This window comes from Kingella potus (assembly GCF_900451175.1).
Lineage (GTDB): Bacteria > Pseudomonadota > Gammaproteobacteria > Burkholderiales > Neisseriaceae > Neisseria > Neisseria potus.
Genome location: NZ_UGJJ01000001.1, coordinates 1,203,681 through 1,224,458 on the forward strand (window position 1 = coordinate 1,203,681; position 20,778 = coordinate 1,224,458).

Annotated in this window: 19 protein-coding genes; 11 read left to right on the plus strand and 8 right to left on the minus strand. The window is 60.2% G+C overall.

Annotated features, from left to right (window positions below):
* Positions 1–264: 264 nt before the first annotated feature.
* Positions 265–933, minus strand: coding sequence for a DUF6348 family protein (locus DYE40_RS05565; RefSeq protein WP_115308089.1), 669 nt, complete (start codon positions 931–933; stop codon positions 265–267).
* Between the two features lie 34 nt (positions 934–967).
* Positions 968–2,476: an exopolyphosphatase gene (gene ppx, locus DYE40_RS05570; protein ID WP_115308090.1), complete on the minus strand. Its 1,509-nt coding sequence runs from the start codon at positions 2,474–2,476 to the stop codon at positions 968–970.
* Positions 2,477–3,398: 922 nt separating this feature from the next.
* Between ppx and DYE40_RS05575 the strand changes: the two genes are divergently transcribed.
* A complete protein-coding gene (locus DYE40_RS05575) occupies positions 3,399–4,313 on the plus strand; it encodes a BPSS1780 family membrane protein (RefSeq protein ID WP_172461222.1) in 915 nt (304 codons plus the stop codon).
* A 207-nt stretch (positions 4,314–4,520) separates the two neighbouring features.
* The gene (gene leuC / locus DYE40_RS05580) at positions 4,521–5,933 is read left to right on the plus strand and encodes a 3-isopropylmalate dehydratase large subunit (protein WP_115308315.1); all 1,413 of its coding nucleotides are present in this window, start codon (positions 4,521–4,523) and stop codon (positions 5,931–5,933) included.
* Between the two features lie 872 nt (positions 5,934–6,805).
* Here leuC and DYE40_RS05585 read toward each other — a convergent pair.
* A complete protein-coding gene (locus DYE40_RS05585; RefSeq protein ID WP_115308091.1) occupies positions 6,806–7,441 on the minus strand; it encodes an MBL fold metallo-hydrolase in 636 nt (211 codons plus the stop codon).
* Between the two features lie 102 nt (positions 7,442–7,543).
* Between DYE40_RS05585 and DYE40_RS05590 the strand changes: the two genes are divergently transcribed.
* Both DYE40_RS05590 and glnE read left to right on the plus strand, forming a co-directional pair.
* Complete coding sequence (locus tag DYE40_RS05590; protein ID WP_115308092.1) at positions 7,544–8,347, plus strand: DNA ligase; 804 nt, start codon at positions 7,544–7,546, stop codon at positions 8,345–8,347.
* Between the two features lie 95 nt (positions 8,348–8,442).
* Entirely contained in the window at positions 8,443–11,130 is a 2,688-nt protein-coding gene (gene glnE, locus DYE40_RS05595; RefSeq protein ID WP_115308093.1) for a bifunctional [glutamate--ammonia ligase]-adenylyl-L-tyrosine phosphorylase/[glutamate--ammonia-ligase] adenylyltransferase, read from the plus strand.
* A 19-nt stretch (positions 11,131–11,149) separates the two neighbouring features.
* On the opposite strand, the gene DYE40_RS12255 is transcribed toward glnE, so the two are convergent.
* A complete protein-coding gene (locus DYE40_RS12255) occupies positions 11,150–11,401 on the minus strand; it encodes a hypothetical protein (protein WP_147286594.1) in 252 nt (83 codons plus the stop codon).
* Between the two features lie 439 nt (positions 11,402–11,840).
* On the opposite strand from DYE40_RS12255, the gene rarD reads away from it, so the two are divergent.
* Positions 11,841–12,764, plus strand: coding sequence for an EamA family transporter RarD (gene rarD, locus DYE40_RS05610; RefSeq protein ID WP_115308316.1), 924 nt, complete (start codon positions 11,841–11,843; stop codon positions 12,762–12,764).
* 502 nt (positions 12,765–13,266) lie between these two features.
* Entirely contained in the window at positions 13,267–14,001 is a 735-nt protein-coding gene (locus DYE40_RS12565) for a hypothetical protein (RefSeq protein WP_172461223.1), read from the plus strand.
* A 571-nt stretch (positions 14,002–14,572) separates the two neighbouring features.
* Here DYE40_RS12565 and DYE40_RS12260 read toward each other — a convergent pair.
* From DYE40_RS12260 to DYE40_RS05635, 3 genes are all read right to left on the minus strand, one after another.
* Complete coding sequence (locus DYE40_RS12260) at positions 14,573–14,812, minus strand: hypothetical protein (protein ID WP_147286597.1); 240 nt, start codon at positions 14,810–14,812, stop codon at positions 14,573–14,575.
* A 231-nt stretch (positions 14,813–15,043) separates the two neighbouring features.
* Positions 15,044–15,676, minus strand: a complete 633-nt coding sequence (gene pdxH / locus DYE40_RS05630; RefSeq protein WP_115308317.1) for a pyridoxamine 5'-phosphate oxidase — start codon at positions 15,674–15,676, stop codon at positions 15,044–15,046.
* Between the two features lie 158 nt (positions 15,677–15,834).
* Entirely contained in the window at positions 15,835–16,638 is an 804-nt protein-coding gene (locus DYE40_RS05635; protein WP_115308099.1) for an outer membrane protein assembly factor BamD, read from the minus strand.
* Here DYE40_RS05635 and rluD point away from each other — a divergent pair.
* The 5 genes from rluD (at position 16,637) to tatC (ending at position 19,758) form a co-directional block, all read left to right on the plus strand.
* On the plus strand, positions 16,637–17,758 hold the full coding sequence (rluD, locus tag DYE40_RS05640; RefSeq protein WP_115308100.1) for a 23S rRNA pseudouridine(1911/1915/1917) synthase RluD: 1,122 nt from the start codon (positions 16,637–16,639) through the stop codon (positions 17,756–17,758). The two genes, DYE40_RS05635 and rluD, sit on opposite strands and share 2 nt — an antisense overlap.
* Before the next feature lie 185 nt (positions 17,759–17,943).
* A complete protein-coding gene (locus DYE40_RS05645) occupies positions 17,944–18,276 on the plus strand; it encodes a histidine triad nucleotide-binding protein (RefSeq protein ID WP_115308318.1) in 333 nt (110 codons plus the stop codon).
* A gap of 42 nt (positions 18,277–18,318) precedes the next feature.
* Complete coding sequence (gene tatA, locus DYE40_RS05650; RefSeq protein ID WP_115308101.1) at positions 18,319–18,528, plus strand: Sec-independent protein translocase subunit TatA; 210 nt, start codon at positions 18,319–18,321, stop codon at positions 18,526–18,528.
* A 3-nt stretch (positions 18,529–18,531) separates the two neighbouring features.
* The gene (gene tatB, locus DYE40_RS05655) at positions 18,532–19,002 is read left to right on the plus strand and encodes a Sec-independent protein translocase protein TatB (RefSeq protein ID WP_115308102.1); all 471 of its coding nucleotides are present in this window, start codon (positions 18,532–18,534) and stop codon (positions 19,000–19,002) included.
* 9 nt (positions 19,003–19,011) lie between these two features.
* A complete protein-coding gene (tatC, locus tag DYE40_RS05660) occupies positions 19,012–19,758 on the plus strand; it encodes a twin-arginine translocase subunit TatC (protein ID WP_115308103.1) in 747 nt (248 codons plus the stop codon).
* Between the two features lie 251 nt (positions 19,759–20,009).
* Here tatC and DYE40_RS05665 read toward each other — a convergent pair whose 3' ends face one another.
* On the minus strand, positions 20,010–20,648 hold the full coding sequence (locus tag DYE40_RS05665) for a hypothetical protein (protein WP_115308104.1): 639 nt from the start codon (positions 20,646–20,648) through the stop codon (positions 20,010–20,012).
* Between the last annotated feature and the right edge of the window lie 130 nt (positions 20,649–20,778).

Here is a 20,778-nt window from a genome sequence, read left to right on the forward strand (position 1 = left end):
TTATCCGTGTTTTGCGGGTGCGGGTCAATGTTTGCGAAGGAGGGAAGAGGCCGTCTGAAAACAATTCTTTTGTTTTCAGACGGCCTCTGCACCGGCGAACGCGTGCGTGGCTGTGCCACACGCCCTGCGGAGTGTTCGGCGAGAGGGGGCAATGTTGCCGTTCGGTAGGGTGTGTCGCCAAAGCGGCGCACGCGTTTTCTGCGGGCTGTAGTGTTTGGCGGAATAGAAAAAACATAAGGCCGTCTGAAAAACGTATTGCGGTTTTCAGACGGCCTCTTCTTCGGGGACGAGGACGATGAACCGGCGCAGGCTGTAAAAGTGGCTGCGCTCGGGCCAGTCGAGGCGGGCGAGGGCTTGTTCGGCGGCGGGGTGGCTTTGGTTGTCGAGCAGAAATTCGGTGCAGTCGGTTTGGTTTGCGCTCTGGCTGTAGTAGAAACGGACGAAGTGGATTTGCTTTTCGGGGCGGATGCGGTGCAGGGCTTCGCGTATGGCGGTGTGCAGCGCGTCGGCGGGCAGGGCGGGTTTTTCGCCGGCGTATTTGAGGAGGGCGGGGCCGGCGTGGGCATGGAAGGGGATGCCGCCCAGTGTCCAGCGTTCGGCGGTGCCGTGTTTGCCGTCGAGGGCGTTGAGGAGGGTGTGGAACGCGCTTTCCTGGAAGTTTTCCCAGTTGCCGCTGAGGGCTTCTTCGACGGTTGCGCCGATGTCGCCGTAGGCTTCGTAGAGGCTGCGGCCGTCGGGGAGGGTGGTTTCTACGTCGAGGCGGGTGATGACGGCGTTCGGACGGCGGCCGGTAATGTGGGCGAGGGTGTCGAAGGCGGCGGGGATTTTGAGATCGGGGATGAGTTTGCCGTGTTCTTCGCGTACGCGGCAGCCGTGGGCGGTGAAGGCGGCGTGGAGGATTTGGTTGAGGGTGTAGTCGGTTTCTTCGTTCACGGTGTTGCCTTTGGGGTGGGCCGGTTGGCGGTTTTCAGACGGCCTGTATGTCGAAACGGATGCCTGCTTTGGCCCATTGCTGGCTTTCTTCGGCCAGTGTGCCGGCGGTGAGGGGGTTGTCGGCAAGCCATTTGCCGCTGATGCGCAGGATGTAGGTTTTGGCATCCGGACTGCGCAGTTGGGTAAATTGGGGCAGGGTCAGCGGGAGGCGGGCGCGGTGGAGGAGGACGGCGAGGCGCAGGGCGAAAAGGGCGTGCGCCATCATGGGGCTGGCGGCGATGGTGTCGGCAACTTTGCGCAGGTCGCCGCGCTGGCCGAGGGCGAGGGCGGAGAGGATTTGCTGCTCCTTGCGGGAAAAGCCGGGCATGTCGGCCTGGTCGAGGATGTAGGCGGTGTGTTTGTGGTAGGCGGTGTAGGCGATGTCGATGCCGATTTCGTGGAGTTTGGCCGCCCAGCGCAGGTATTGCCGCCAGTGGGTGAGTTCTTGCACGGAGGTGTTTTGCGACAGGCTTTCGAGGAGGATTGCGGCGGTGCGGGCAACGCGCTCGGCCTGGCTTTGGGAAACGTGGTAGCGTTTTTGGAAGAGGGCGACGGTTTGTTCGCGCATGTCTTCGTTGAGGCTGCGGCCGATGAGGTCGTAGAACACGCCGTCGCGCAGGGCGGCATCGGTTACGTTCATGGTTTGCACGCCGAGTTCTTCAAATACGGCGGCCATGACGGCGAGGCCGCCGGCGAAGACTTCGATGCGTTCGGGCTTGAGGCCTTCGAGTTTGGCTTTTCTGACGCTGCCGGCGGCGGCAATGCGGCGGATGAGGTTTTTCATGCCGGCGTGGGTAATGGTTTCGGCGGTGTTGCCGGCGGCGGCGGCCAGTACGTCGCGGATGGATTTGGCGGAGCCGGAGGTGCCGACGGCGAAGTCCCAGCCGGTGCGCTTGTATGTTTGGGCGATGCGCTGGATTTCGGCGCGGGCGGCGGTAATGGCCGTCTGAAATTCTTTTTCGCCGCTTTTGTTTTTGAAAAAGCGCATGGTGTAGGTAACGCAGCCCAGGGGCAGGCTTTCGGTGAGGGCGGGCTGTGCTTCGGAGCCGATGACGAATTCGGTGGAGCCGCCGCCGATGTCCACCACCAGCATTCTGTCGCCGTTCGGGGGCAGGGTGTGGATCACGCCGGTGTAGATGAGGCGGGCTTCTTCGCGTCCGGCGATGACTTCGATGGGAAAGCCGAGGGCGGCTTCGGCTTTGGGGATGAACGCGCCGATGTTTTTGGCAACGCGGAAGGTGTTGGTGGCGACGGCGCGGACTTGTTCGGGGGCAAAGCCGCGCAGGCGTTCGCCGAATTTGGACAGGCAGGAGAGGGCGCGCTGCTGCGAGGCTTCGTCGAGGTTTTTCTGTTCGTCCAGTCCGGCGGCAAAGCGCACCATTTCTTTGATGGAATCGACCGCTTGGAGCTGGCCGCCGTGGTTTTGGCAGATTTGCAGGCGGAAGCTGTTGGAACCCAAATCGACGGAGGCGAGCATTTGCGGGGTGTCTGGTGTGTTGTGCATAAGGCGGGGCGGGAGAGGGAAAACGGAGGCGGCATTGTAAACAGGCCGTCTGAAAACCGCAATTTCAGACGGCCTCATGGGTTTTCGGGGCGGGAGGCCGTCTGAAATTGCTTAAATCATGAGAAACGGCAATTGTGTCATGGCTTGTTTCGGAGGGCTTGCGGGCGGTGTGTCTGCGTTATGCGGGCTGAGCCGTGGCGGCTTGAACTATCCCGCATTTCCGGCTGCGCCCGTACGGAATGGGTTTTGTTCTAAGGAAAAGCCGGCAGCAGGGCATCTCGGCTTTGCTGTGGGATTTTCTTCGCCAGACAGGGCGTGCCGCCCAAAGCGACACACGCGTTCTTTACCATTCAGGCCGTCTGAAACCGCGTGCGCCGCTTGGGCGGATCACGCTGCTGAACGGTCAAACTGCAGCGTGGAAGGCTCCGTAGGGTGTGTGGCGCAGCCACGCACGCGTTTTCTGCCGATGCAGAGGCCGTCTGAAAATGAATGTTGGTCTTACGGTAAATCTGCTCCTTTCCTGCGTCAGCACGGGGAGGAAACAAAAAGTACAAGGCCGTCTGAAAACGATCAATACGTCCAATACGTTTTTCAGACGGCCTTATGCTCCCTACGTCGTCAAATGCCGCTGCCCGTAGAAACCGCGTGCGCCGCTTGGGCTGCACACCCTGCTTCATGCCGCATCGGTGTTGTCGGCCAAATGCCTGCTTTTGTGTTGTTCCGCTATATTTATTCGAATGGGATGAGGCTTGTTTTGCAGCAGGGAAGGCCGTCTGAAAACGGGTTTGCAAGACTTTGCAGCGCAGATTCCGCAGCGCAAGGGGCGGGATTTGGTTAAAATGCGTCAATCATTTTTACGCTTGCGGCCGCCCCGATACCGGCGGCTGTTTTATCCGAACCGTACACAGGGAGATTTGCCATTATGAACCAATACGATCCTTCTTCTTTCCAATCCGCGCCGCCGGCCGCGCCCGTGCCGCCTGTGAAGCAGCCGCCGCGCCTGCTGGCCGAGCCGCGCAAGGTGGCGTGGGGCGAGGGCGTGTCTTGGATCAGGCGGTCGTGGCGGATATTCAAAATGCGCCCGATGGTTTGGATGGGGATGGTGTTTGTCATGCTGCTCATCCAGATGGTTTTGTCGCTGATTCCCTTTGTCAGCATTGTGTCCAATCTGCTGCCCTTGTTTTTCGTCGGCGGCTTTATGCTGTCTTGCGACGCGCTGGAAGAGGGCGGCGAGCTGGAATTTTCTTATCTTTTTGCCGGCTTCAAATACAAATTCAACGAGTTGGCGATTCTGACGCTGCTGTATATCCTGTTTTTGGTTGCGGCAGCGATCGTGGTTGGGATTTTGTTTGCCCTGTTTGCCGTGGGCATGGATTGGAACGAGTTTGCCGCCGCGCTCAACAGCGGCTCGCCCGATCCGTCTACCGCGCTGCTGATTATATTGTTTGTGCTGATTATGATTATGCTCGTCATCCCTTTTGTTATGATGGTGTGGTTCGCGCCCGCGCTGATTACGCTGCATGATGTGCCGCCGTTTCAGGCGATGAAAATGAGCTTCAAAGCCTGTTTGCGCAACTTGGGTGCGTTTCTTATTAATGCGCTGGTGTGGTTCGGCATCAGCCTGGCGGTGTTTGCCTTGTTGGTGCTGGTTATCTTTGTTTTTGCAGGCGGGTTTTCCTCGCTGGGCGGCAATGCGGACAGCTCGGCAGTCTTCTTGATTACCGGAGTGATGTTTTTGCTGCTGATTCCCTTCTGGCTGATGTTTACCTCCCTGATGCAGATCGGCTACTACACAGCCTACCGCAGCATTTGGACAGACCCGCCGCAACACGACTGATTCCGCAGCCGTCTATTCGCGCCGCACCCGATTCAGGCCGTCTGAAAATCCGTTTTCAGACGGCCTGAATAGACAAAAAGTCCAAAAATATTAGAAATAATGATTGGCAACACGAAAAACTGAAATTTTTAGACATTTTGCTTGCGAAGCAGGCCGTTCGCAGCTAATATGGCCGCCGTTTTTCCCTTAGATACCAAGTACAAAAACATGAACACCCCGCAAACCCTTTACGACAAACTTTGGAACAGCCACGTCGTCCGCGAAGAAGAAGACGGCACGGTTTTGCTCTACATCGACCGCCATCTGGTACACGAAGTAACCAGCCCGCAAGCCTTTGAGGGCTTGAAAATGGCCGGACGCAAGCTGTGGCGCATCGACAGCGTGGTTTCCACCGCCGACCACAACACCCCCACCGGCGATTGGGACAAAGGCATCCAAGATCCTATTGCCAAGCTGCAAGTGGACACTTTGGACAAAAACATCAAAGAATTCGGTGCGCTGGCCTATTTCCCGTTTATGGACAAAGGGCAGGGCATCGTGCATGTGATGGGGCCGGAACAGGGCGCGACGCTGCCCGGCATGACTGTGGTCTGCGGCGACTCGCACACCAGCACCCACGGCGCGTTCGGCGCACTGGCGCACGGCATCGGCACTTCCGAGGTCGAACACACGATGGCCACGCAGTGCATCACCGCCAAAAAGTCCAAATCCATGCTGATAGACGTGCAAGGCCGTCTGAAAGCCAACGTAACCGCCAAAGACGTGGCACTCTACATCATCGGCCAAATCGGCACCGCAGGCGGCACGGGCTACGCCATCGAGTTTGGCGGCGAAGCCATCCGCAGCCTGAGCATGGAAGGCCGCATGACCTTGTGCAATATGGCGATTGAAGCGGGCGCGCGCTCGGGCATGGTGGCGGTGGATCAAACCACCATCGATTATGTGCAGGGCAAACCCTTCGCCCCCAAAGGCGAAATGTGGGACAAAGCCGTCGCATACTGGCGCACGCTGGTGTCCGACGAAGGGGCGCGGTTTGACAAGGTGTACACCTTCCGTGCCGAAGACATCGAGCCGCAGGTAACCTGGGGTACGTCCCCCGAAATGGTGCTCGACATCGGCGGCAAAGTGCCGAATCCCGCCGACGAGGCCGACCCCGTCAAACGCAGCGGTATGGAACGCGCCCTCGAATATATGGGCTTGGAAGCAGGTACGCCGCTTGCCGAAATCCCCGTGGACATTGTGTTTATCGGCTCGTGCACCAACAGCCGCATCGAAGACTTGCGCGAAGCCGCCGCCGTAGCCAAAGGGCGGAAAAAAGCCGACAACGTCTCGCGCGTATTGATCGTACCCGGCTCCGGTTTGGTCAAACAGCAGGCCGAAGAGGAGGGTTTGGACAAAATCTTTACCGATGCCGGCTTCGAATGGCGCGAACCGGGCTGCTCGATGTGCCTGGCGATGAACGCCGACCGCCTGACTTCCGGCCAACGCTGCGCCTCCACATCCAACCGCAATTTCGAAGGCCGCCAGGGCAACGGCGGACGCACCCACCTCGTCAGCCCCGCTATGGCGGCAGCGGCGGCGGTGAGCGGACATTTTGTCGATGTGCGGGCGATGGTGTAGGCAAAATACCCCGCCGCAAACGGATTGGAAAAGGCAAGTACAGGTAACGGCAGCCGCCGCCCTGAACATTGCCGGCAGATTCCGCCAAACGACAGCCCCGCAAGGGGCTTTTCCCATAGCATAAAGGCCGTCTGAAAAACTTGTGCACTTTTCAGACGGCCTTTGCCGTTAAAGCAGGGTGTGGCTCCGCCATGCACGCGGTTGCGGATAGTACACGGCGGTTTGCAGACGGTCTTTTCTCTGCGGAGGGTAGCGCGTGCGTGGCGGACAATTTTGCCGTTCGGGTAGGGTGTGCCACCCGAGCGGCGTACGCGTTTCCTGCGGACATTTGCAGGACGGGTCAAGCGGTTCTGCAAATCGCTATCTTCCCAACAACCCACTTGAAAAACGTATTACGTATTCAGACGGCTTCTGCTTTTTGCTCCCTTCCCGCCTGCGCGGAGGGTTAGGGTGGGCGTTTGCCGTTTGGGCAACATTTGCGGGGTAGCAGACAAAGCGGTTCTACGTACAGCCCCTTCCTAACCCTCCACGCGGGTGCAGGTGAGGGAGCTGGTTTGCTGCGGGACTGTGTTTTCAGACGGCCTCTACATCGGTGGGATCGCGTGCGTGGCTGTGCTACACACCCTACATTGCTTTGACGCGGTGCGGAAATGTTGCGGTTCGGGTAGGATGTGCCGCCCACGTGGCGCACGCGTTCCATGCGGACGGCGGGGCTTGGAGGTGGGGAAACATGAGGCCGTCTGAAAAACGTATTGCAGTTTTCAGACGGCCTTTTTAACTGATTGGTGGGAATGCGTACATGGCTGCGCCGCACACCCTACGATAGGTTCAGCGCGGCGGTTTGGCCTTTCGGTTGTTGTGCAAAGGTGTTTTTAAAGATACGGATTGTGCAGTTTTTCATAGCCCACGGTGGTGGTGCGGCCGTGGCCGGTGATGATTTCGGTGTCGTCGGGCAGGGTAAAGATTTTTTCGCGGATGTTTTTGATCAGGTCGTCGTGGCTGCTGCGCTCGAAATCGGTGCGGCCTATGCTTTCGTAGAAAATCACGTCGCCCGCCACCAAAAGCCCGGCTTCGGCGCAGTAGAACACGATGTGGCCGGGGGTGTGGCCGGGAATGTGCAGCACTTTGAATCCGTATTTGCCGACGTTGAGCGTGTCTCCCTCTTCCAGCCAGCGGGTGGGGATGAAGGGCTTGGAGGGAGGGAAGTTGTATTGTTTGGTGATTTCGGTGAGGTTGGCGAGCAGGAAGCGGTCGTTTTCGTGCGGGCCGAGTACTTCCAACGAGGGGTTGAGGGCGGTCAGTTCGGCCACGCCGCTGACATGGTCGAGGTGGCCGTGGGTCAGCCACACGGCTTTGACGTTCAGGCCGCGTTTGGCGGCTTCTTCCATCAGTTGCGGCACTTTGCCGCCGACATCGGTGAAAACGGCTTCGTTGGTTTCGTCGTCCCACATCAGGGTGCAGTTTTGGCGGAACAGGGTAACCGGGATGATTTCGACATGTAGCGACATTGTTTTCCTTGGAGTTTTGTTTTTCGTGCCGGTGCGCGTTATGCAATCTGCTGAATTATATGTGATAATCCAGTAAAAACCAATGACTTGGAGGCCTTTGTGATGAAAAACCTTATTTTTTGCGGGCTTTTCCCCATCGTGTCTGCCGCATACGCCGCACCCGCACTGATGCTGGCGGAAGAATACAAAGGCCAAAGCGTGGCAGGATGGGTGGCGAGCGAGAAGTTGGACGGGGTGCGCGCCTATTGGGACGGCAGGAAACTCATCAGCAGGCAGGGTTATGCGTTCAGCCCGCCGCCCGGGTTTGTCAAAAATTTTCCGCCCTATCCGCTGGATGGCGAGCTGTATTCTTCGCGCGGGCAGTTTGAGCGGATTTCCGCCGCCGTGCGTTCGGCGGCGGGCGACTGGCAGGGCATAAGGCTGCACGTTTTCGATGTGCCGCAGGCGCAGGGCAATCTCTACCGCCGGCTGGCGGTGATCGAAGGCCGTCTGAAAACCCATCCGGCCAATATCGTGGTTATCAAACAAACGCCGGTGGCAGACATTGCCCAAGCGCGGGCGATGATGGACGAAATCGTGGCGGCGGGCGGCGAGGGCGTGGTGCTGCGCGATCCGCAGGCATCTTACCGGGCGGGACGCAGCGGGGCGTATCTGAAATTGAAGCCGCAGCAGGATGCGGAATGCACGGTAACGAAACATTATGAAGGCAAAGGAAAATACGCCGGCAAACTCGGATCGTTGGGCTGCCGCAGCGCGGCGGGCGAGTTTAAAATCGGCAGCGGCTTTAAGGATGCCGACCGCGCCAATCCGCCGCCCGTCGGCGCGGTGGTTACCTACCGCCATCGCGGCTTCACGCAGAAAGGCCTGCCGCGTTTTGCCACCTTTGTGCGGGTACGCAGGGAGTGATGGGGGTGCATTCGGAGGCCGTCTGAAAAAACAGATTCCGTTTTTTCAGACGGCCTTTCCCTTATAATTCCGCCGTTTTTCCGAAAGAAGCCGACATGAATCCGATTGAATACGCCCGCCGTTTTTCCCCGTTTCTCGCCCGCCTGCTCGACGGGGGCGGCTTGGATACGGACATTTTGCAGCCCATGCTGGACAAGGTGTTGCACGAAACGGATTTTCAAAACTTTGCCGGCTGGGCAGATATTCTGGCGCGGCGGGACGAGGCGGAGCTGGCGCGGCAGCTGCGCGTGTTGCGCCGTTATGTGGTGGCGCAGATTATGGTGCGCGATTTGAACCGTATCAGCGGTTTGGACGAAGTTACCCGTACGATTACGCTGTTTGCCGATTTTGCCGTCAATACCGCGCTGGATTTTGCCTATGCCCATTATTGGGACTTGTACGGCACGCCCGTCGGCCGCCATACGGGCGAAGCGCAGCATTTGAGCGTGGTGGCGATGGGCAAGGCGGGCGGCTACGAATTGAACGTGTCGTCCGACATCGATTTGATCTTCGTCTATCCCGAAGCGGGCGAAACCGACGGGCGGCGGTCGCGCGACAATCAGGAATTTTTTACCAAAGTCGGGCAAAAGCTGATTGCGCTGTTAAACGACCTCACCGCCGACGGGCAGGTGTTCCGCGTCGATATGCGCCTGCGTCCCGACGGGGATTCGGGCGCGCTGGTGTGCAGCGAAACCGCGCTGGAACAGTATCTGACCGCGCACGGGCGCGAATGGGAACGCTATGCGTGGTGCAAAGGCCGCGTGCTGACCCCGTATCCGAACGGCATCAAAGCCCTGGTGCGCCCGTTTGTATTCCGCAAATATCTGGACTACGGCGCGTATGGCGCGATGCGCGCCCTGCACCGCCAAATCCGCGCCGAAGTCGGCCGCAAAGGCATGGAAGACAACATCAAACTCGGCGCGGGCGGCATACGCGAAATCGAATTTGTCGCACAGATTTTCCAAATGATACGCGGCGGCCAGATGCGCGCGCTGCAACTGAAAGGCACGCAGGAAACGCTGCGGATGCTGGCGCAGCTTGGCGTGATGCCGTCTGAAAACACGGCCAGGCTGCTCGAAGCCTACCGCTTTTTGCGCGATGTCGAACACCGCCTGCAATACTGGGACGACCGCCAAACCCAAACCCTGCCGCAAAATCCCGAACAGCGTCAGCTTCTGGCCGAAAGCATGGGCTTTGCCGACTATGCCGCCTTTTCAGACGGCCTCGATGCCATCCGCGCCGCCGTGTCCGCCGAATTTGACAACATCCTGTCCGATCCCGAAGAAACGCCGCCCGCCCGCTTTGCCGGCATCTGGCCGCTGCCGCAGGACGGCTTTTCCCAAGACACCGGAACACGGCTGGCACAAGCCGGCTTCGACCCGCAGGCCGTGGCGGAGCGTTTGGCCGCACTGGGGCGGAGCAGCCGCTACCGCAGCCTTTCCCCGCACAGCCAGCCCCGCTTCGACGCACTGCTGCCCCGACTGGCCGAAGCCGCCGCAGAATGCCCGCATCCCGGCGACACCCTGTTCCGCCTGATCGATTTCATCGAAGCCGTCAGCCGCCGCCCCTCCTATCTCGCCTTTCTGATCGAATACCCCAACGAACTCTCCCGCGTTGCCCGCCTGATGGGGCAGAGCACATGGATGGCCGACTACCTGCGCAACCATCCCGCCCTGCTCGACGAAATGCTCAGCGACCAGCTCACCGAAACCCGTCCCGACTGGCCGCAGCAGGCCGCCCTGCTGGCCGCCGAACTCGAAGCCTGCGACGGCACCGAAGCCAAAACCGACACCCTGCGCCGTTTCCGCCATGCCCACGTCTTCCGCCTGGCTGTGCAGGACTTGGCGGGAAAGTGGACGGTGGAAAGCCTTTCCGACCAGCTTTCCGCCCTGGCCGACATCATCCTCGATGCCGCCCTCACCCACGCCTGGCGCGAAATGCCGAAAACACACCGCGACACCCCCGAATTTGCCGTGATCGGTTACGGCAAACTCGGCGGCAAAGAACTCGGCTACACCTCCGATCTCGACCTGGTCTACCTCTACGACGACCCCCACCCCGACGCGCTGCAAATTTACAGCCGCCTTGCCAACCGCCTGACCAACTGGCTCAACGCCGCCACCGGAGCCGGCACGCTCTATCAGACCGACCTGCGCCTGCGTCCCAACGGCGACAGCGGCTTCCCCGCCCATTCCGTGCAGGCATTTGAAAAATACCAGCGCGAAAACGCCTGGATTTGGGAACACCAGGCACTGACGCGCGCCCGTTTCGTCTGCGGCAGCGCAAGCATCCGCAAGAGCTTCGACCGCATCCGCGGCGAAATCCTCACCCGCGAACGCGATCCCGCCGCCCTGCGTCGGGAAATCTCCGCCATGCGCGAAAAAATCGCCGCCTCCCACCCCCCGTGCGACACCGATGTCAAATACGCGCACGGCGGCATAGTCGATGTCGAATTTGCCGTGCAGTACCTCATCCTCGCCCATGCCCGCCGCTGCCCCGCGCTGCTCGACAACTACGGCAACATCGCCCTGCTGGCGACAGCCGCCGCCGAAGGCCTGATCGATTCCGCCGCCGCCGGAGCCGCCCGCGCCGCCTACCGCTATCTGCGCGCCCTGCAACACGCCGCCACCCTGCACGAAGACGGCGCGGCGCAAACCGACAGCGTGCGCGACGGCCACTACCGCGCCGTGCGCACCCTGTGGCGGCAGATATTCTGCGAAAGCGAAACCCAAGAGGCCGTCTGAAAACCTGCCAAACGGGTTTTCAGACGGCCTCAAACGTATTTTTATCAGACAAAGCATTGCAACCAATGCCGATTTTTCCATCACCGTCCCCATCAAAAACCAAGTGGCAATAGAAAAAATCAGGGAAAACCGCTGCTTGGATGAAACACCAAATTCGCATTACCATATTTTGGGATTTTTGATAGCGAAAAAACCCGAATTGTTTACCCGAGAAAATGCCCCTTATGTCGGGTTCGATAAATTTATAGAAGAAAAGTTTTACGAAATTCACGGGAAAAAACTCGGCTTGCCGTCAGACAACGGTTAGCGGAATGGCCCACAGCCAAGCCCGCATAAAGCAGGGGGTGCGGCACAGCCGCGCACGCGCTCCGTGCCGTCCGATAAGGTTTTCAGACGGCCTCTTACGCAGCAAAAACCGCGTGCGCCGCTTCGGCGGTACACCCTGCGCAGTACAGTATGGAAAACAGACAGGCCGTCTGAACAGCGGGTTTCGCTTTTTCAGACGGCCTCTGCCGTTGGGTAGGGTGTGCGGCTTGCCACGCACGCGGTCTGCCGTTTCCCCATCCGAGGCCGCGTGCGCACCTGCGGTACACACCCCGCGCTTGTTTTGAATATAAAGGCCGTCTGAAACCCGTTTTCAGACGGCCTTTTCTACCTTGAAGCCCTCCGCCCGCAGGCGTACCATCCGCGCTTTGCCCGAGGCCGAAACCATGACCGCAGACCTTTCCGATTCCGCCGCCGAACGCCGACGCGGCCTGCGCTACGCGCTGGGCTGCTATGCCGTGTGGGGGCTGTTTCCGCTTTATTGGTATCCGCTCAAAGGCGCGGTGCCGGCGGGGCAGATGCTGGCGCAGCGGGTGGTGTGGTCGGCATTGTTCGCGCTGCTGCTGCTGTTGTGGTACAGGCAGGGCGGGGCGGTGCTGGCGGTGCTGCGCCGTCCGCGCCTGCTGGCGGCCTTTGCCGCTTCGTCGCTGTTTATCGGTGCAAACTGGCTGGTGTATCTGTGGGCGATTACCAACGGCCATGTGCTCGATGCCAGCCTGGGCTATTTTGCCAACCCGCTGTTTAATGTGTTTCTCGGCTTTGTGGTGCTCAAAGAGCGGCTCGACCGCACCCGTTGGGCGGCGGTTGCGCTCGCTTTGGCAGGCATTTTGTGGCTGGCGGTGCCGGCCGGGCAGGTGCCGTGGATTGCGCTGCTGCTGGCGGGCAGTTTCGGCAGCTACGCGCTGATCCGCAAACTCGCACCGATGGACGCGCTGCCGGGGCTGGCTTTGGAAACCTTTCTGCTGCTGCCTTTTGCCGCCGCCTATCTGGCCTGGTGCGTACGCAACGGGACGTTTGTCGCCGCAGGCAGCCTGAGCGTGCTGCAAAACGCGGTGCTGCTGGGATCGGGGGCGGCCACGACGCTGCCGCTTTTGATGTTTGCGGCGGGGGCGAAGCGCATTTCCCTGTCGCTGCTGGGCATCCTGCAATATTTCTCGCCCACCATCCAGCTTCTGCTGGGGCTGGTCTTGTTCGGCGAAACGCTTGACGGCAGCCGTCTGGCGGGCTATGCGCTGGTGTGGCTGGGTGTGGCGGTGTTTTTGTCCGGCGTGTGGCGGGAGGGGCGGCGGGCGGCCGTAAAGGCCGTCTGAAAACGCCAGCCCCGCAGCAAACCCGCTCCCGCCCCTGCGCACGCGCGGGGGAGGGTTGGGGAGGGGGTGGCGGTATGCAGAACCGCTTTGCCCGCCGTCCTGCACATCTCTGCCGGGCGGCAAAAGCCTCCACCACGACCCTCCACCCAAAGCGGGAGAGGGCACAAAAGGCAGAGGCCGTCTGAAAAAGGCAATGCGTTTTTCAGACGGCCTCTGCCGTTAGGGTAGGGTGTGTGGCTCGCCACGCACGCGTTCTTCTGCGCCATCGGCCGTGTTTCCGACATTCCGTATTGTTCAAACCGCCGTTTGCCAAACAGCAAGATGCAGAACGTGCGGACACTTCGGGGCAGAAAAACCGCGTGCGCCGCTTGGGCGGCACACCCTGCGCGGATTCGGCGCGGGAAAACAGACAGGCCGTCTGAAACCGCGCCGCCGCTTGCTTCGTGGCGCGGTTTGTTTTACAAACCGTATCCGTCCGTCCAACCCTAGAAAAGGAAATGCCATGACTGCAAAACAATCTAAGCTGTCCGCCTTCTGGCTGTCCGCCGTATTCGGCCTCGCCGCCTGCGGCAATCAGGATACGGCATCCGTAAGCACGCCGCCGGAGCCTGTCGAAACAGCCGCTTCCGCTGCTTCCTCCCCCGCATCCGCCCCCCAGCAGGCCGAAAACCCGTCCGCCGCATGGGAAACGGTTGCCGCCTCCGATACGGCCGCCGCAGCGCAAACCGAAGCCTCCGCCGCCCAAACGCCCGCCGCTTTCTTGGGCGATGCCGCCGCGCTGCAAGCCGCCGAAGACGCGTTCAAAGCCCTGCCGCAGTTTGGCGGCAAGCCGGTAAACGTGTTCCAAACCATCCATTTTTACGGCGGCAGCGATCCGCGCATCTCTGTGGAAGTGCAGGATCCGAACAAGCCGGAAAACGTCGACCATTACGAATACGAAAACGGCAAATGGAACGGCCCGCAGCCGGTGCAGCTTTCCGGCAGCGGGCGCATGAAAGACAATGTGGTGCCGCTGAACAAGATTCCGTTTGCCGCCGTGGCGAAAATCCATCGGGCATGGTCGGAAAAAGCCAAAGAAGTCGGCGGGCGCGAAGCCGAGCCCGACCACATCTATTTCTCGCTGTTTGTCCCCACCGGCAGGAGCAAATGGTATGTCGGCGACATCGAAACCGACCGTGCGCGATACGATTTCGAATTCCACAACGACGGTTCGGTCAAGAGCTTTAAAAAACAGTAAGCCCGCAGCGGCGCAATAAGCAGCAGGCCGTCTGAAAACCCGTTTTCAGACGGCCTCTTTCGTGCGCCGCGCTTCCGCACTCATCCGATAAAGCAGCCCCGCCCGCTTACGGCCAGATTGCCCCATTCGGTCAGCGCGGCCAGAAAGCTGCGGCGGCAGGGCTGGCGGCATTATTGGACAGGCTGGACGACGGCAGCCGCTCTGCCAAAGCCGGAGCAGCCTGAAAAAGCCTGCTGGCTGCATCCGATTTTGTCCGAAAGGCCGTCTGAAAACCGAAAAATCCGCCGCAAACCTGCACTCTCCCCTGCGCCCGCGCGGGGGAGGGGCGGGGAGGGGCGGTTTGCCAAACCGCTTTCCCGCCCGCCAACACAGCCGAAGCGGCAACAGCCCCCACCCTAACCCTCCCCCGCAGGCAGGAGAGGGAACAGAGGCCGTCTGAAAAACATTTGTGCTTTTCAGACGGCCTATGCTGTTCGGTAGGGTGTGTGGATCTGCCACGCACGCAGTTGCGGAGACTGCACGGTCTTTCGTTGCGGCAGGGAACACGTGCGTCGCCTCGGGGCGACACACCCTACGCGGAGTCGGCAGATAAAACAGAAAAGGCCGTCTGAAAATCGAAAATATGGTTTTCAGACGGCCTTTTGCCCTTTGTTCCCCCTCCCGTTTGCGTGGCGGGATGGGGCGGGGGCTTTTGCGGCTTGGCGGGAACGCGTGTGTGGCTGGCCGCACACCCTGCTGCGGGTTCGGCAAGGCTGTGTTCGGTATGGGAAGTATTGCCGTTCGGGTAGGGTGTGCCGCCCAAGCGGCGCACGTGTTTTCTTGTTGGACGGAATAGGAAACATCAGGCCGTCTGAAAAACGCATTGCGGTTTTCAGACGGCCTCTGCCTTTTGTTCCTTCTCCCGCTTGCGGGATAGGGCGGGGGCTTTGCTGCTCGGCAAGAGCGCGTGCGCCGCTGGGCGGCACATTCTACCTGCGCGGCAGCGGCCGTCTGAATCGTTAGAAGCCACGCCCCCTACGTTGGCTCGGTACGGCGGTGGCGGCTAGGGGGCGAGCCGTTCTTTTATCCACAGGCCGTCTGAAAGGCGGTAGCGGATGCGGTCGTGCAGGCGGCTGGGGCGGCCCTGCCAGAATTCGATTTGGTCGGGGATGACGAGGTAGCCGCCCCAGTGCGGAGGGCGGGGGACGTGCAGGGGGTGTTTGAGGCCGGCGGCGGCGGCTCGTTTGACGAGGATGTTTTTGTCGGCAATGACGCTGCTTTGTTCGCTCGCCCATGCGCCGAGGCGGCTGGCGTAGGGGCGGGAGGCAAAGTATTGGTCGGAGGCGGCGGCGGGCAGCTTTTCGACGCGGCCTTCGATGCGTACCTGTCTTTCGAGTTCGGGCCAGAAGAAGGTGAGGGCGGCATAGGGGCGGGCGGCAAGGGCAAGGCCTTTGCGGCTGTGGTAGTTGGTAAAGAAAACAAAGCCTTGCGGGCTGACTTCTTTGAGCAGCACCATGCGGCTTTGCGGGCGGCCGTCTTCGCCGACGGTGGCGACGTTGACGGCGGTGGGTTCGTTTGCCTGTGCGTTGACGGCTTCGGCCAGCCATTGCTCGAATTGGGTAAGGGGGTTGTCGGCGCAGTCGTGTTCGGAGAGGCGGCGTTGGCTGTAATCTTCGCGGATGTCGTGCAGGTTCACCGTTTTTCCTTTCGTGGCCGGTGCTTGCGGCATGGTTGCGGTGTGCGGTAAAAATGGCGGCACGGCTGTGCCAGCCGTGCATTTTTGCGTTAAGGCGGGGCTGTGGCGCAACAGGCCGTCTGAAAGCTGTTCAGACGGCCTGTTTTGTGTCGGGTTGACTATTTCCAGTAACGCCACCAGGGTGCGTCGTTGTCTTTCCACGAGCGGGTAAGGTAGGGGCTTTGCGGGAAGTTTTGCTGCAAGATGCGGCGGGTGTCCTCTGCAAGCTGCGGCCTGTTCATTTTCTGGTAGGAAAGCTCCATAATCGCCAGGGCTTCTTCGACATAGCGGGTGTTTTGGAAGCCGGTTACGATGTTTTGCGCACGGTTGGCGGCGGCCAGGTACGCTCCGCGTTTGGCGTAGTAGCGGGCGACGGCCATTTCGTTGCCGGCAAGCGCGTCCACGAGTTTGGTCATGCGTTTGGTCGCGTCTTCCACATATTTGCTCTGCGGATAGTTGCGCACCAGCTCGGAAAAGGCCTGATAGGCTTCGCGGTTGGCTTTCGGGTCGCGGTCGGACCAGTCTTGCGAGGCCAGCTTGTTGAGGAAGGACGGGTCTTCGTTAAACAGAATCAGCCCTTTGAGGTAGAGGGCGTAGTCCATGCTCGGATGCTGCGGGTGCAGCTTTTGGAAGCGTTCCACCGCCGCGAGGGCTTTCTCGCGTTCCTCGTCCTTATAATAGGCGTAGGCCGTATCGAGCTGCGCCTGCTGCGCGTAGCGGCCTTGCGGGAAACGGGATTCCAAAAGTTCGTATAACTTGACAGCCCGCGTATAATTGTTGCTGTTCAACTCGTCTTGCGCTTCGGCGTAGAGCTTTTCCACCGACCAATCCTGAGTGATTTGCGCGTCTTTGTCGCTGGTGCCTTTGCTGGCGCATCCGGCAAGAGCCGCGCCCAATGCCGCTACTAAAAGAAATTTTTTCATGCAGAACTCTTCATTAGAAAACGCCGCAGATTATAGCGATGATTTTGATTTTGGGGCAGCCCCCGCAGACGAAACCTGTCTTGACCTGACTGTGCCGCTCGATATGGCGGGTCTGCGGCTGGATGCCGCGCTGGCGAAGCTGCTGCCCGATTATTCCCGTTCGCGCCTGTCCGAATGGATAAAGGACGGCGCGGTGTCGGTAAACGGCAAACCGGCCAGGCCGAAAGACAAGCTCATCGGCGGCGAAAAGCTGGCGGTGCAGGTGAGGGAGAGTAACGAAACGCTGGCGTTTGCGCCCGAACCTATGGATTTGGACATTGTGTACGAAGACGACAGCGTGATTGTTTTAAACAAGCCTGCGGGGCTGGTGGTGCATCCCGCAGCGGGCAATTGGTCGGGTACGCTGCTCAACGGCCTGCTCGCCCACTGCCCCGCACTGCAAAACGTTCCGCGTGCCGGCATTGTCCACCGTCTCGACAAAGACACCAGCGGCCTGATGGTTGTGGCCAAAACGCTTGCCGCGCAAACCCATCTGGTCAGGCAGATGCAGGAGCGCAGCGTCAAGCGCATCTACCGCGCCGTGGCAAACGGCATCGTTCCTTTCGACGGCAAAATCGACACCCTCATCGGCCGCGACCCGCACAACCGCACCAAAATGGCCGTGGTCAAATTCGGCGGCAAAGAAGCCGTAACCCATGTCCGCGTGCTCGAACGCTATCAGTCGCACAGCTATATCGAATGCGCTCTGGAAACCGGCCGCACCCACCAGATCCGCGTCCATATGCGCGAGGCCAACCATCCTCTGGCGGGCGACCCCGTGTACGGCAGTCCGCGCCATACCGCCTCCGATGAGGTGAAAAACGCCGTACGCGGGCTGGGCAGGCAGGCTTTGCACGCCTACCGCCTCAGCTTCGTCCATCCGCAAAGCGGCGAAACCCTGCACTTTGAAGCCCCGCTGCCGCAGGACATCTACCACCTGCTCTCCGTCCTGCGGCTGGAAAGCGGCTTCGATTCCCCGTTAAGCCGCGAAGAGGAGTGGCAGGCGCATTCGGACGCGGACGAAGACGACGGCTGGGACGAAGACGATTACGATGTGGAAACCGTTTACGTGCGCGATTAGGGCGTGCTGCCCCGTTTCGGGCACGGCCTGCGGTTTTCAGACGGCCTCCAGGCAGCCGCCGCCGCGCAGGCCGTCTGAAAATGCGGCATACGGGCTTTTGTATTACAATCCGCGCTTTTTCGCCGCCGGGCAAAGGGAGGCCGTCTGAAAGGCTTCCTTATCCGTTCGGCATCATGGAGAACGATATGTCCGACTGTATTTTCTGCAAAATCGCCGACGGGAAAATCCCCGCCGCTGCGGTGTATGAAGACGGCGAAATGCTGTGTTTCAAAGACATCAATCCCGCCGCGCCCGTGCATCTGCTGCTGATTCCGAAAACGCATTTCGACTCGCTCGCACACGCCGCGCCCGAACACGAAGGCCTGCTGGGCAGGATGCTGCTCAAAGTGCCGCAGATTGCCGAACAGCACGGCTTGGCCGGCGGCTTCAAAACCCAAATCAACACCGGCAAAGGCGGCGGGCAGGAAGTCTTCCACCTCCACATCCACATCCTCGGCACGCCGGCACAGGCCGTCTGAAAACACCGTTTGCAAGATTAATCTGAACAAGGAAGTGAAAATATGGGTATGAGCAGCATTTGGCACTGGCTGGTGGTTTTGGCGATTGTGGTGCTGTTGTTCGGCACGAAAAAACTGCGCAATGTCGGCAAAGATCTGGGCGGAGCGGTACACGACTTCAAAAAAGGCCTGGAAGAGGGCAGCGAGGGCGGCAAAGACGAAACCGCCGCCGCGCAGAAGTCCGAATCCGAAGACAGCGGCGGCAAAAGCTAGGCCATGTTCGAACTCGGTTTCAGCGAACTGCTGCTGACCGGCATTGTTGCCCTTGTTGTGCTCGGGCCGGAGCGGCTGCCGAAAGTGGCGCGTACCGCCGGGATGTGGCTGGGCAAAGTCCGACGCTTCGCCTCCGGTATGAAAGACGAGTTGGAACGCCAAATCGAAGCCGCCGATTTGCAGGAAGCGAAAGAAGGATTCGAGTCTGCCGTGCGCGGCGTAAAAGACAGCCTGCCCGATATACAGGATGTACGGATGCCTGCGTGGGAACGCCTGCCGCCGCAGCGTACTCCGGCCGATTTCGGCATAGACGAAGCCGCAGCAGGGCAGGGCGGGGCGGCTTACGACCGTACGGCTCCCGTCCATCTGTTTACCCTGCGCCGCCGCGCCATGAACCGCCGCCGCAGCCTGCGCCCGCGTCCCCATGCCCGCCCGAAGCTGCGCGTGCGCCGTGCAGGCCGTCTGAAACCTTAGCGGGGCGATATGAACGAAGAAACCCAAACCCTGATCGAGCATCTGATCGAGCTGCGCCGCCGCCTGATGTGGGTGATGCTGGTCATGCTGGCCGCTTTCGCAGCGGCCATGCCTTTTGCGAAGCAGCTTTACACGTTTGTCGCCCATCCGCTGATGGCGACGCTGCCGCAGGGGGCGCAGATGATTGCCACCGACGTGATCGCGCCGTTTTTCGTGCCGGTAAAGGTAACGCTGATGACGGCGTTTCTGCTGACTCTGCCGCACACGCTGTACCAGATTTGGGCGTTTGTCGCCCCCGCGCTCTATCAGAACGAAAAGCGGCTGGTACTGCCGCTGGTGTTGTCCAGCCTGATTCTGTTTGCCTGCGGCATGGCTTTTGCCTATTTCGCCGTTTTTCCCGTTGTGTTCAAATTCCTTGCCGGAGTAACGCCGCAGGGCGTGAGCATGGCCACCGACATCGACAAATACCTGTCTTTCGTGCTGGGGATGTTTGTTGCCTTCGGCGCGGCATTTGAAGTGCCGATTGTCGTTGTTCTGCTGTACCGCATGGGCGCAGTGTCGATTGCGCAGCTCAAAAGCGCGCGTCCGTATGTGGTTGTCGGCGCATTCGTCTTGGCTGCCGTCATTACTCCGCCCGACGTGCTTTCGCAGGTGCTGATGGCTGTGCCGCTGGTGATTCTGTACGAACTCGGCCTGCTCGCCGCCCGCCTGTTCCGTCCGGTGCGGGCGAAGGACGAAGACGGGATACAAGACTAAACAGCTTGTTTTATAGTGAAACAACACGAAAATATCCGCTATGCTGTTTGCACGGCAGCCAGGGTGTGTCGCTACAAGGCGGCGCACGCGGTTTCAGAATATTTGTAAAACAAAGAACGCGTGCGTCGCTTGGGCGACACACCCTGCTTCATCATCCGCTTTTCCGTTGTCGGTGCAGGTGTCTTTTTTCACCATATAAGATTCAGGCCGTCTGAAAATGGTTTCAGACGGCCTGTTGCGTGCGCGGACGATTAGGGCAGCGGGCGGGTTTCGATCAGCTCGGGATGGTCGGCATGATCAATCAGAATGGCTCGGGTACGCCCCTGCCACAGTTCGCGGAACAGGCGCATCTCGTCGGGCGTGGCGGTGCCGGAAACGGCTTTGGGCATGACATCGGCCATTGCGGGCGCAAAGGGAACGAGTGCCGCATGGTAAAACGCTTCCACGGCCGCGCCGGTATCGCGGCGGCGCAGGGCGAGCGATCCTTCGATGCCGCCGTCGAAAGACAGCAGGTCGCGGCGGGCGAAGCGGCGTTGCATACCGATACCGCCGAAGCCCTGCTCCGCCGCCGCGCCGGTCAGCAGAGTGGCGACGGCGGCGACAACGCCCACCGTACCTTCGTCTTTTGCGCCGCGCATTTGCACTTCGATGCCGCCGCGTTCGGGAATATCACTGCCGTACAGGGCTTTGAGGGCGCGGTATACCATCAGGTACGCGCCGGCAACGGTGGGGCAGGAGTGGCCTGCGAGTTTGACCGCATCGAGGTAGCGGTAGGTAATCAGGCCTTGTTCGGACGCGCCGAGAAAGGCGGCCAGCGGGTCGCGCAGGGTAACGGCGGGAGCTTGGTCGAAGTATGCGGGGAAACCGTTGCTGTTGAAATCAAGGTTCATTGGTTTGTTCCTTTCGGTGGGGTGGAAACGGGTCGGCACGGGCGCGGCTGCCTGTTTTCAGACGGCCTTTGTTTTGCATATGTTTGTTGATACGGCGTTTCAGGCCGTCTGAAAACGGGGGTTTCATCGT